Origin of the sequence: Actinophytocola sp., assembly GCF_050699935.1 — a bacterium.
Taxonomy (GTDB): domain Bacteria; phylum Actinomycetota; class Actinomycetes; order Mycobacteriales; family Pseudonocardiaceae; genus Actinophytocola.
The window spans coordinates 1-11602 of sequence record NZ_JBOHGB010000193.1 but is presented as its reverse complement, the minus strand read 5'-3'; the positions used below and the strand labels follow the sequence as shown (position 1 = coordinate 11602).

The window sequence follows — 11602 nt, the reverse complement described above, 5'->3', positions numbered from 1 at the left end:
GGGGTGCGACGGTCGTCGTCTTGTGCCGGCCCCACACCGGCTCCGGCAGCGCGGACCGGTCGAGCTTGCCGGTCGGGGTGACCGGCAGCGAGTTGAGCGTGACGTACCGGTTGGGCTGCATGTAGTCCGGCAGCCGGCGGGCCAGCCACGGGCGCAGCTCCGCCATCCCGATCCGGCGCCGCGGCACCAGGTACGCGACCAGCCGGACGTCGTCCTCGCGCACCGTCCACGTCGCGACCGCGGCGTCCCGGATGGACTCGTGCGCCCGCAGCGCGTCCTCGATCTCGCCGAGCTCGATGCGGAACCCGCGCACCTTCACCTGCAGGTCTGCGCGGCCCAGGAACTCCAGCCCGTCCCGCCGGCGGCGGACCAGGTCGCCGGTGGCGTACAGCCGCGCGTCGGGGCAGTCGGTGAACGGGTCGGCGTGGAACCGCGCGGCGGTCAGCTCCGGCTGGCCGTGATACCCGCGGGCGACGCCGGCGCCGCCGATGTGCAGCTCGCCGACCACGCCGTCGGGCACCGGCGCGAGGGCCGGGTCGAGCACGTGCAGGTAGGTGCCGGCGACCGGCGGGCCGAGCCGGATCGGGCCGGCGCGCACCTCGCCGATCGCCGAGTACACGGTCGTCTCGGTCGGCCCGTAGCCGTTGAGCACCCGGGCGCCGCCGGCGAGCAGCGCGTCGGCCAGGTCGCGGGGGAGCGCCTCGCCCCCGCTGATCCGCAGCCGCACCGACGCCGGCACGCCGCCCGCGAGCACGAGCGAGCGCCAGACCGACGGGGTGGCCTGGACGACGCTCGCACCAACCATGGCCAGCCGATTGCGCAGCAGGCTCCCGTCGGTGACCTCCGCGGCCGGCACCACGATCACCGACGCACCCCGCAGCAGTGGCGCCAGCAGCTCCACGACGGACATGTCGAACGATGGGCTGCTGATCGCGGCGAACCGGTCGGCCGGGGACAGGTCGAGCACGGCGTCCAGGTGGGACAGCAGGTTCGCGACGTTGCCGTGGGTGACCGCGACCCCCTTCGGCCGGCCCGTGGCTCCGGATGTGTAGAGCAGGTACGCGAGGCGGTCCGGGCAGGGCGGCGGGATGTCCGGCGGGGCGTCGGGCAACCCGGCGAGCTCGGCCCGGACCTCGGGTCTGTCGAGGTCGACGACCCGCCAGTCGCCCGGTGGCCGGACCCCGGCCGCGTCGTGGGTGACCAGTACCGGCGCCCCGGCGTCGGTGGCCATCGCGGCCAGCCGGTCGACCGGCCAGCCCGGGTCGAGCGGCAGGTACCCGCCCCCCGCGCGCCACGCGGCGAGGATGCCGACCGGTACGGCGATGCCCCGCGCGAGGCACAGCCCCACCGGCACGTCCGGCCCGATCCCGTTGCGCCGCAACAGATGCGCGAGCCGGTTCGCCGCCGCGTCCAGTGCCAGGTAGGTCAGCCGGCCGCCCGGGCCGACCACCGCGGGCGCGTCACCGAACCGGAGCAGGTCGGGTTGGAGCACCCGGTTCGGGCACGCCGCGGTGGCCGGCGGGGACGCGGTGGTCAGGGGCAGCTCGGCGATCCGGCGGCTCGGATCGGCCGTGGCGGCCCGCAGCGCCACCGCGTAGATCTCCGCGAGACCGGCGACGGTCTCGGCGTCGAGGATGTCGGTGTCGTAGGTCCACCGGGCGAGCCAGCGGTCCTCGCCCGGCACGACGGTCAGCATCAGGTCGAACGCCGACCCGCCGGCGTCGACCCGCTCCGGTATGAACAGCAGACCGTCCACAGTGGTCGGCTCGACCGGTGGTTCGACCTGGAACAGCGTCTGCACGACCGGCGCGTGCGCCACGGTCCGGCGCGGCGCGAGCAGGTCGACCAGGTGCTCGAACGGCAGGTCCTGGTTGGCGAGCGCCCCCTCGACCGCCTCCTCGGCGTGCTCGGCGAGCTCGGCGAACGTCGCCTCCGGGGCGATCCGCGCGGGCAGCGCGAGCGTGTTGGCGAGAAACCCGACGACCTGGTCGGTGCCCGGCCCGGTGCGCCCGGGCACGACCGTCCCGACGAGGAACTCGGCCTGCCCGGACAGCCGGTGCAGCATCGCCTGGTACACCGCGAGCAGCGTGCCGAACGACGCGCCGGGGACCGGCTCGAGCTGGGCGACCAGCTCCGCACCGCGCCCGCGGACCGTGGCGCGCCGCCGGTCGGTGGGCAGCGTGAGCACGGTCGGGATGCCGGCGAGCGTCTCGCGCCAGTACTGCGCGGCCTCGGTGTAGCTGTTGGCGTCGGCCTGCTCGCGCTGCCACACCGCGTAGTCCGGATGCTGCAGCTCCGGTGTGGGCAGGCGCTCGCCGCCGTAGAGCCGGGCGATCTCGTCGAGCAGCAGCGCGCACGACCAGCCGTCCGCGACCGACTGGTGCACGACCAGCAGCAGCTCGCGCTCGCTGGCAGAGCGGCGGAGCAGCCCGGTGCGCAGCAGCGGGCCCGTCGTGAGGTCGAACGGCTCGCGAACCAGTCGGTCCACATCGGACTCCTTGGTCGCGACCAGCGGCACCCCGGCCCGGGCCGCGACGACCTGCGAGGGCAGCCCGTCGACGTCGGTGTAGGTCGTGCGCAGCGCATCGTGCCGGTCGACGACCGTGCGCAGCGCCTCGGCGAGCCGGTCCGGGTCGAGCGGTCCGCACAGGCGGACCCGCCAGGCGTTGTGGAAGGCCGAGCTGCGCGGCATGAGCTGCTCCTGCAGCCAGAGCCGGCGCTGGCCGGAGGAGGTGGGGAAGAAGAACACGTCGTCCGCGGCTGTCGGGTTCACGACTATCCCAGTCAAATGGTTTCCAAAACAATCACAGGAAATATGTGAACGGGTTGCGTTACAAAGAAATTTGCAACAGAGAATTTGTCGCGAATTCGTGCGGGCAGGCGGCATCGTGGCCCATGATCGTCACCTTTCCTGACAGGCCCCCGCCTCGGCGCCTGACAGTACCGCGCCTGGTGACACCGGCGAATCACCCGAACGGGCCAAGTGGTGGTCCGGTGTGGACAATGTGCGAAATTGAGGGATCACGTGAAGAAACTGCGCGGGTACGGCGAGCGATAACCGATTGAAGAGGTGTCGCCGTGCGGGTTTTTGTTCATGATTGCGCCACCAGTCGTTCGATTGTCCGACGGTCGCCTCGAACAGTGGGGACGCCACCGCGCTGAATCGGTACGGGCGGCGCCCTGAGCGCGGTGTCAGGCCGGCTGGAACGGGTCGTGTCCCATCGACATGAGGCGGTGGCGCCAGTGCGCCTGCCCGGCCACCGGCTCCAGGTCGTCGCGGCGCTCGGCTCGCACCCGGTCCACGACCTCGCGCATGACGCGGCGGTCCTCGTCGGTGAGGTCCACGTGTCGCTTGCCCAGCACGTGCGGCACCTGCTGGCCGGTCGGCGGCCCGGCCTGGTCGGGCACGGTCTCGGTGTCTCGCTCGCGTCGCGCGTGCGCAGCCAGTCCGACAGCTCGCGGGAGGTCATGTTCACGACCTGGTGGAACTCCTGCCAGAGCTGGTCGTCGTTCGGGTCGCTCATGCCGGGTACCTACCCGGGCCGTCCGGCGCGAAACCATGGGCAACGCCCGGCCGTAGGGACGTGGCCGCCGAACTGCCCGACCCGCTCGGCCGGGAAGGCCGCCGGGACCAGCGGTGTCCACACCGGACCGGGCGGGACGCGGTTGACCCGGATGCCGCCGCCGTCCCCGGATCAACCGGGCGGCGACCGGATGCCTGGCGCGGTCACTCCTCCGGCAGTGGCCAGCACATGCGGACCGTCGTGCCCCGCGTGGACGACGTGATCCTGAAGTCCGGGGAGAGGCCGCGGATGAGCGGGAGCCCGCGCCCCCGGGTGCCGGGATCGGCCGGCGGCGGCTGCCACTGGCCGTAGTCGGTGACGGTGACGACCACGCGCCCCTCGTCGTCGTCGCGCACCGCGTCCACGTCGAGCACGCCCTGCAACTGTCCGGCGTAGGCGTGCTCGACGGAGTTGGCCATCGCCTCGTAGCTCGCGAGCGTCAGCGCCTCGCGGTCGTCCGGGCCGAGTCCCGCGTGCTCGGCCCACCTGGCCAGCACATGGCGCAGGCTGGTGAGCCGGCCGGCGACGGCCGGGACACGGACGTGCAACTCGCCCCCCTGAACGTCCTCGAGTTGCCGCTGCCCCTGATTCACGATCAACCCCCGCGCAGCGCCCTATCTCGAGTCGGATGTATGGCGAACACGCCGGCGATGCCGGTCAGCTCCATCGGCCGCAGCGTCGCGGTGCCAGTCGCCACGAGCCGGAACGCCGTCCGCTCGCCGGCCTGCTGCATTCCGCTGATCAACACGCTCATGCCCGCGGAGGCGAGGAAGCTGACGTCGCTGAGGTCGACGACCAGCACCGCGGGTTCTCCTTCGAGCGCCGTCTTGATCGACTCCTCCACCGCCGGCGCGGTTCCCATGTCCACCTCGCCGGACACGCTCACCACCACGGCCCCGTCGACGTTCTCCGTTCGCACCGAGAAATCCGCCGGTGTCGCGCCTTCCGGCCGAGCCGACTCCGTCACCGTCCCACCGCCTTGCCCTTGAACGTGCACGTCATGAGCCACATGGCGGCAGAGTTACCACCGGTGCCCACCCCTAAACGCGACGGGCACCGTCCGGTTCTCGGGTAGCCGCCGGAGGCCGCCCCAAAACCGGGCCGGGCGGATGACCCGGCCCAACCAGGAGCTTGAACCCGGGTTTCGACCCGGGACGGGCGGGCATCCGGGCGCCATGGCGGAGTTGCCCGACTTCCGATCGCTGTGGATGGACACCGCGCCGGGGCCGGACCGGGCGGGCGGGTCGTTGCCCACCGAGGCGGAGATCGTCGTCGTCGGCGCCGGGATCGCCGGGCTGACCACCGCGTACCTGCTGGCCGACGCCGGTCGTTCGGTGCTGGTGCTCGAGGCGCGAACGGCCGCGGGCGGGGTGTCCGGGCACACGACCGCCAAGCTGACCGCGCAGCACGGGCTGACCTACCACGGCCTGGCGTCGCGCAGGGGCCCGGCGGCCGCGGCCGCGTACGGGGCGAGCCAGCTGGCCGCGCTCGACTGGGTCGCGACGACCGCCGACTCCCTGGACATCGACTGCGAGCTGGAGCGGACGGACAGCTACGTCTACACCACCGACCCCGCCCGCCGCGACGCGTTGCGTGCGGAGGCGGGCGCGGCGCGGGCCGCGGGGCTGCCGGCGTCCTACACCGACTCGCTGGACCTGCCCGTGCCGGTCGCCGGCGCGGTGCGCGTCGCCGACCAGGCACGGTTCCATCCCCGGCGTTGGCTGCTGGGCCTTGCGGCACGGATCGAGGCGCTCGGCGGCCGGCTCCTGGAGGACGTCCGGGTGACCGGCGTGCGCGCCGGCCGGTCGGCGATCGTGCGGACCACGTCGGGCGTGGTGCGCGCGGATCAGGTCGTGGTGGCGACGCACTACCCGGTGCTGGACCGCGGGCTGTTCTTCACGCGGCTGGATCCGGTGCGGGACCTGGTGATCGCGGGCCCGCTCCCCGCCCGGCTGCGGCTGTCCGGCGTGTACCTCGACGCCGACACCCGCCACTCGGTCCGCCTCGCCTACGCCAGCGGCGAGCCGGTGCTGATGGTCGGCGGCGAGCACTACCGCGTGGGCGACCGGGTCGACGTGCGGGCCCGGTACGCGCGGCTCGCGTCGTGGGCCGCCGAGCACCTCGGGCTGACCGACCTGCGGTACCGCTGGTCCGCACACGACATGTCCACTGTGGACGGCGTGCCGTACGTGGGCCGGTACCATCCGGGCAGCCGGAACCTGTGGGTGGCGACGGGGTTCGGCCATTGGGGGATGACCGGCGGCACGGCGGCGGGCCTGCTGCTGCGCGACCTGGTGCTGGGCCGGCCGAACGAGCTGGCCACCCTGTACGACCCGGGCCGCCTGCCGCTGTCCGGCGTGCCCACCCTGGCCGGCGACAACGTGACGGTCGCCAGGCACCTGGCCGGCGACCGGCTGCGGGCACTGGCGTCGGCGGACCTGGCGAACCTGGCCGCGGACTCGGGCACGGTGGGCCGCGCCGGCACGGCGTTCGTGGCCGCCTACCGGTCCGCGACGGGCGAGCTGACGTGCGTGTCCGCGCGGTGCACGCACCTGGGCTGCCTCGTGGCGTTCAACGACGCGGAGCGCAGCTGGGACTGTCCGTGCCACGGCTCCCGCTTCGACGTCGACGGCTCGGTGCTCCAGGGGCCGGCGGTGCGTCCGCTGCGCCGACTGTCCGACGTGGAGCGAGCCGTTGGCGCATGACCACCCGGGGCCAGGCGTCGAGTCCCTGCGCCGCCTCGGCGGCACGGATCGCGCGCAGCCCCTCGGTCAGGTGTTCCGGCGCCACGACCTCGAAGCCGAGCCGCTCGTAGTAGGGGCCGTTCCACGGGACGTCGGCGAAGGTGGTGAGGCTGAGCTCGGGCAGGCCGCGCGCCACCGCCCACTCCCGCGCGACGTCGATCAGCCGGCGCCCGACGCCCCGCCGCGCGTGCTCGGGTCGCACCGACACCTGCTCGATGTACGCGTGCCCGTCCACGACCGCCACCAGCAGGTACGCCACGGGCCGGTCGTCGTGGTCCATGTACACCCACGCCCGCCCGTCCGCCTGGTACGCCGCGAGCTCCTCGACGCTCGGCGGTTCGTCGTCGGCGACGGCGTCCATGCCGATCTCCCGGAACGGTCGTCCGGCCGCCCGCTCCACCTCACGCAGCTCGGGCAGGTCCTCGGGCCGGGCTTCGCGGATCATGTGGCCTTTCTAGCCCAGGGTCGTCGGTCGGCGCCGGGCGACGAGGTTTCGTCAAGGAAGGAACGGCGGCCGCCCGGGATCCGTGGGCGACCGCCGTTCCGGTGCGGCCAGCGTCAGAAGTAGATCTTCCTCAGCTCGCCGCGGGTCGCCTGGAACCCGTTGGCCCACAGGCTGTCGACGCGCCCGATCTCGTCGGCGTTCGGGAACGCGTTCGTGCACGACGGGCCGGGGCCGCCGCCGGACATCAGCTCCGAGCAGGGGCCCTCGTAGTGGTCCGGCAGGCCGAGGACGTGGCCGGTCTCGTGGGCGGTGATGCGAACCGTGTGGTACTGCTCGGCCTGGGTGTAGTCGATGAAGATGTAGCCGTTGCCGTGCCCGTCGGTGTACGCGTACGAGCCGCGCGGGTCGTTGCCCTCGTAGAAGTCCAGCGTCGCGCAGGACGGGTCGTCCGAGAGCTGGACGTTGCTGACCGACGAGTTCCAGTTCGCCGCGCCCTGGGTGATCTCGGACGCGAAGGTGGGTGCTCCGGACGCGTCGTAGCAGACCGTCGTGGCGGCGGCGCGGACGTCGGTCGGGGTCGATGGTGCGGCGGCGGCCTGGCCGGCGGTCAGCGGCGTGATGATCATCGCTGCCCCGACTGCGACGGACAGGAACGACTTCCTGATCATCGAACCCTCCTCGCGCACACGTGTCGCGGTCCGGAAGTCCGCCGCGCTCGAACAGGACGTTAGGAGTGGTCAGAGCGGTATGGCACCAACTTTCGTAGGATCAGAAGGTTGGTGAATTACCACTTGCAGGTCTTTATTGACAGGTGATAACGACGCTGGAAGAGTGGGACGATCGGGCGCCGGTCGCGAGTCAAGGTGTGTGGGCGACGACCTCGATGGTCACCAGCACCGCGACGGCCTCGATCGCGAGCAGCGAGACGAGCACGACGAGCTGGGTGACGCCGGCCTGGATCGGGTCGCCGCCACCGAGCAGGACACCGACGAACGCGCCGGGCAGCGTGACGAGCCCGACGGTGCGGGTCTGGTCGAGCACGGGCACGAGCGCCTGGTTCGCGGTGGGGCGGGTGATCAGCAGCGCGGCGTCGCGGTTGAACAGGCCGAGGGCGAGCGCGGCCTCGTACTCGCCGCGGCGGGCCCGCAGCTCGTCCCGGGCGCGGCGGCCGGCGAGCGAGGTGGCCGTCATCGCGCCGCCGATGAGGATGCCCGCGATCGGGATGATCGCCACCGGCCGCGCGGGCACGATGCCGGTGCCGACGAGCAGCGCGAGCACGGGCCCGACCCCGGCGGCGATCGACATCGCGGGCCCGGGCAGCGCGCGTACCGCGGCCCGGCCGCCGCCGCGCGTGATACGGCCCGCCGAGGTGACCGCCGCGATGCCGTACATCAGCAGCACGAACCCCGCGGTGAGCCAGCCGGACGCGAGCACCGCGGCGATGAGCAGCGAGACCGTGCCGAGCTGCACCGTCGCCCGGGTCGCCGCCGTGACCACGGGCCGCCACCCGTCAAGCCGCCCGAGCCGCACGACCAGCGCGCCGACCACCGTCAGCAGCACCAGCACCCCGGCAAGCGGCCACCCCACCACGATGATCTGCCCATCCACCAACTCAGCCTCCCATCCCGCGAGTCCAACGTTCCGGACCCGCGAGTCCAACGTTCCGGACCCGCGAGTCCAACGTTCGGGTGTCCGGGGCAAGGTGGTGCCACCTGGCTTGAGAAGGCGGCGAAAGGCGATGAGTCCGATCGAGGATTCCGCAAGTACACGGACGGCCGTCCTATGATTCGGAAAGGAGATTCGGCGCACCCTTTGCGCGTACCGCGAGGCTATTGGCGCGGCTGATCTCGACGGACTTGCGAGACTCTGGGAGCCGTCGCTGGCTTGATGACCACGTAATCCTGTGCGACGGACAAACGGTGACATTTCGCGCCACAGTCGATTAGGGCACCGGGGAACTATCGGCAGGCACGATCATCGCGTCCACATCGAAGGTCAACCGGCCCTCGGGACGTTGGACTCGCGAGTCTGGAACGTTGGACTCGCGGGTTCGGAGCGTTGGACTCGCGGGTTCGGAGCGTTGGACTCGCGTGCGGGGGCGGGGGGCTGGCGGTTACTCGTGTTCTTGGCCGCAGACGAGGAACTCGGTGAACTCGGGCCACGACAGCGGGTCCGGCTCGTCGGCGAGCGCGCCCGCCAGGCCGCACGCTAGGAACGGCTCCACCGCGCGGTTGTGCCACCGGAACCCACATGCGCGCACGGCGCCGTCGCGCGGCACGCCGTCGGCGAAGTCACGGAGGTCGGCGACCTGGGACAGGATCACCCGCTCCCACACGTCGAACCCGGCCATCGACTCGGTCACCCCGAAGTCGGCCGTCCGCCACGCCTCGTCGAACGGCGGGACCGGCGCCGTGCCCGCGTCACGCAGGAGGCCGAGGAACAGCGCGGCCGGCAGTTCCGGCAGGTCGCGCGAGGTGCTGCCGAGCAGCCAGAGCGTCCGCAGGTACTCCTCCAGTGGCCGGTCGGTGCTCTCGCCGATGGCCAGCAGCTCCCGGTGCATGATCACCGCGCCATTCGATCATGGACGGCCGCCGCGGCGTGAGCCCCGAGACACGTTTGTCACCTGAGGGCCGGGCCGGACGTCAGTCGGCCCAGCGCACCGGCGTGGTGGTGCCGCCGCGCCAGTCCGACCGGAGGATCGCGTAGCCGACGCCGTCGTGCGGCGAGCTGTGCGGCGAGCCGTCCGGGGCCGGCCACGCCTGCCGGTAATGGGCCTCCTTGACGTACCCGTTGCGCCGCAACACCGAGCGCATGGCGTGGTTGTCGATCCGGGTGGTCGCCTCGATCCGCTTGATCGTGGGCAGGGTCGTGAAACAGGTACTCGGTCAGCCACCCCACGGCCAGCGTGCCGAGGCCCTGCCCGCGGTGCGCGGCCGCGAGCCGCAGGTCGAACAGCGGCGTGCCGTCGGCGAGGTCGAACAGCCGGACCACCCCGGCCGGCTCGCCGCCACGCTCCAGCCAGAACGTCCGGGCCGACGGGCCGTCCCAGTGGCCCTCCGCGACCTGGCGGAGCACCTCCGCCCGATCCGGCGTGCCGCTGTGGAACGGCCACGGCTCGCCGGTCAGGAACTCGGCGAGCTCGGCCGCCTCGCCCGGGGTGAACCGTCTGGCGCCGAGCGTGTCCGACATCGTGCCTCCCGTGTGCCGGCCGCAGGATAGCCCGGGTCGGCGCGCTCAGCGGGTGTAGCGCAGCAGCACCGTCGCCCCGTCGAAGGTCCGTGCCTCCGTGAGCTTCAGGTCGAACCGGTCCGCGAGCCCGAACAGCTGCTTGCCGCCACCGAGCACCACCGGGTGCACGACCACCTGGTACTCGTCGATGAGGTTCAGGTCGGCCAGCGCCTTCGCGACGCCCGCGCCCCCGGTCAGCTGCATGTCCTTGCCCGGCTCGGACTTGAGCGCGCGCACCTCGGTCGCCAGGTCGCCGCCGAGCACGCGGGTGTTCCAGTCCGCGGTGGTCAGCGTCCGCGAGAAGACGACCTTCGGCGTGGCCCGCCAGATCGGCGCGAAGTACCGCGCGTGCTCCTCGGTGGTGTCCTCGTCGGCCGTCGGCCAGTAGCTGGACATCAGCTCCCAGACCTCGCGGCCGTAGAGGAACGTGTCGACCCGGTCGTTCTCCTCGTGCGAGTACGCCGCCAGCTCGGGGCCGAACACCGGCCAGTCGAACTCGCCGTTCGGCCCGTTGATGTGGCCGTCGAGCGACACGTGCACCCAGTAGATGATCTTTCGCATGTCCGGCTCCCGGAGCTGGGTGGCGCCCCCGGTGGGCGCCGTCGCGAACAAGTCGGAGGCGACCACCGGATCTCTACACGCGGCTGCGGAGGTCTCTCGGACGGTCCGGAACCGGCCGCGCGGTCGTACGCTCTGCGTTCGTGAGTCCTTCCGCCGAGGAGATCGTCCGGACCGCCGCGCACTGGATCGACCGGGGCGTCCGGCTGGACACCCGGACGCTGGCGACCGAGCTGGGGATCTCCCGCAGCACGCTGTTCCGCCGCGTCGGCAACCGCGAGGACCTGATGGGCGACGCGCTCTGGTACCTGGCCGACCGGACGATGGCGGCCGCGGTCCGCGACTGGGAGAAGGCGCACGGCACGGCGGTCCGGGACTCGGACGGCGAGCTGCGCTGCCTGGCCGTGATGCGCCGGTACCGCTCGGACGTCGCCGGCAACAAGGGCTTCCGCCGGCTGCTCGACGACGAGCCCACGGTCGCCATCCGGGTGCTGACCGACCCGCACGGCCGGGTGCAGCCGCGGGTCATGGCCGCGCACGTCGAGCTGCTGCGACGCGACATCGACGCGGGCGGGTTCGTGCCGGCCGTCAGCTTGGAAAGCCTCTGCTACGCGATCGTCCGGCTAGGGGAGGCGTTCCTGTACTCCGACGTGCTGGCCTCCCGCGCGCCGGACCTGGCCGCGGCATCGACGTTGCTCGCCGCGCTCGTGGAGGGACACGTGCCGGCGCGCGAACCGCTCTTGTGAAACACATCCCGGTGGTGTTTCATCGAGGAGCGCTCACCGAGGAGTCTCAATGATCAAGTCAAGCCGCGTGCGTGACCGGCAGAATGGGGGTGAAGCGCCGGTTGTCACGCGGCAGTGCCCTCAGCATGTCGACTCGGCGGCGGGCGAGGGCGATGACGGCTTGGACGTGTTTGAGTCCTTGTCCGCGTTTCTTGAGGTAGAAGCCGCGGTTGGGGCCTTCGCGGATGATGCTGGTCTGCGCGGAGAGGTAGAACACCCGGCGCAGGTGGCGGCTGTGGCGTTTGGGGCGGTGCGGGTTGCCGGTGCGGCGGCCGGAGT

Annotated in this window: 10 protein-coding genes and 4 pseudogenes; 2 read left to right on the top strand and 12 right to left on the bottom strand. The window is 72.4% G+C overall.

Features of this window, described 5'->3' with window-relative positions:
• The 5 genes and pseudogenes from ACRDTB_RS34675 to ACRDTB_RS34655 all read right to left on the bottom strand — a co-directional run.
• The coding region (locus tag ACRDTB_RS34675) for a non-ribosomal peptide synthetase (protein WP_431436463.1) at positions 1 to 2773 on the bottom strand (2773 nt) is incomplete at its 3' end.
• A gap of 419 nt (positions 2774 to 3192) precedes the next feature.
• A pseudogene (locus tag ACRDTB_RS34670) lies at positions 3193 to 3524 on the bottom strand (DUF3140 domain-containing protein).
• 54 nt (positions 3525 to 3578) lie between these two features.
• A pseudogene (locus ACRDTB_RS34665) lies at positions 3579 to 3680 on the bottom strand (NAD(P)-dependent oxidoreductase); the annotation flags it as partial.
• A 47-nt stretch (positions 3681 to 3727) separates the two neighbouring features.
• On the bottom strand, positions 3728 to 4156 hold the full coding sequence (locus ACRDTB_RS34660) for an ATP-binding protein (RefSeq protein WP_431436462.1): 429 nt from the start codon (positions 4154 to 4156) through the stop codon (positions 3728 to 3730).
• Between the two features lie 2 nt (positions 4157 to 4158).
• The gene (locus ACRDTB_RS34655; RefSeq protein ID WP_431436461.1) at positions 4159 to 4482 is read right to left on the bottom strand and encodes an STAS domain-containing protein; all 324 of its coding nucleotides are present in this window, start codon (positions 4480 to 4482) and stop codon (positions 4159 to 4161) included.
• Between the two features lie 256 nt (positions 4483 to 4738).
• Here ACRDTB_RS34655 and ACRDTB_RS34650 point away from each other — a divergent pair, with 256 nt between their 5' ends.
• Positions 4739 to 6268: an FAD-dependent oxidoreductase gene (locus ACRDTB_RS34650; RefSeq protein ID WP_431436460.1), complete on the top strand. Its 1530-nt coding sequence runs from the start codon at positions 4739 to 4741 to the stop codon at positions 6266 to 6268.
• Here the strand turns inward: ACRDTB_RS34650 and ACRDTB_RS34645 are convergent.
• The 6 genes and pseudogenes from ACRDTB_RS34645 to ACRDTB_RS34620 form a co-directional block, all read right to left on the bottom strand.
• Positions 6258 to 6752, bottom strand: a pseudogene (locus tag ACRDTB_RS34645) (GNAT family N-acetyltransferase); the annotation flags it as partial. The gene ACRDTB_RS34650 and the pseudogene ACRDTB_RS34645 overlap by 11 nt on opposite strands.
• Positions 6753 to 6865: 113 nt before the next feature.
• Positions 6866 to 7420 carry a snapalysin family zinc-dependent metalloprotease gene (locus ACRDTB_RS34640; RefSeq protein WP_431436459.1) on the bottom strand — a complete coding sequence of 185 codons (555 nt, stop codon included), beginning with the start codon at positions 7418 to 7420 and terminating at the stop codon, positions 6866 to 6868.
• A 190-nt stretch (positions 7421 to 7610) separates the two neighbouring features.
• On the bottom strand, positions 7611 to 8363 hold the full coding sequence (locus ACRDTB_RS34635) for an ABC transporter permease (protein WP_431436458.1): 753 nt from the start codon (positions 8361 to 8363) through the stop codon (positions 7611 to 7613).
• A gap of 502 nt (positions 8364 to 8865) precedes the next feature.
• Positions 8866 to 9318, bottom strand: coding sequence for a hypothetical protein (locus tag ACRDTB_RS34630; RefSeq protein ID WP_431436457.1), 453 nt, complete (start codon positions 9316 to 9318; stop codon positions 8866 to 8868).
• Positions 9319 to 9371: 53 nt separating this feature from the next.
• A complete protein-coding gene (locus tag ACRDTB_RS34625) occupies positions 9372 to 9941 on the bottom strand; it encodes a GNAT family N-acetyltransferase (RefSeq protein WP_431436456.1) in 570 nt (189 codons plus the stop codon).
• Positions 9942 to 9986: 45 nt separating this feature from the next.
• Entirely contained in the window at positions 9987 to 10541 is a 555-nt protein-coding gene (locus ACRDTB_RS34620) for a dihydrofolate reductase family protein (protein WP_431436455.1), read from the bottom strand.
• Positions 10542 to 10681: 140 nt separating this feature from the next.
• Between ACRDTB_RS34620 and ACRDTB_RS34615 the strand changes: the two genes are divergently transcribed.
• On the top strand, positions 10682 to 11284 hold the full coding sequence (locus ACRDTB_RS34615) for a QsdR family transcriptional regulator (protein WP_431436453.1): 603 nt from the start codon (positions 10682 to 10684) through the stop codon (positions 11282 to 11284).
• A gap of 58 nt (positions 11285 to 11342) precedes the next feature.
• Here the strand turns inward: ACRDTB_RS34615 and ACRDTB_RS34610 are convergent.
• Positions 11343 to 11602: pseudogene (locus ACRDTB_RS34610) on the bottom strand (IS110 family transposase); the annotation flags it as partial.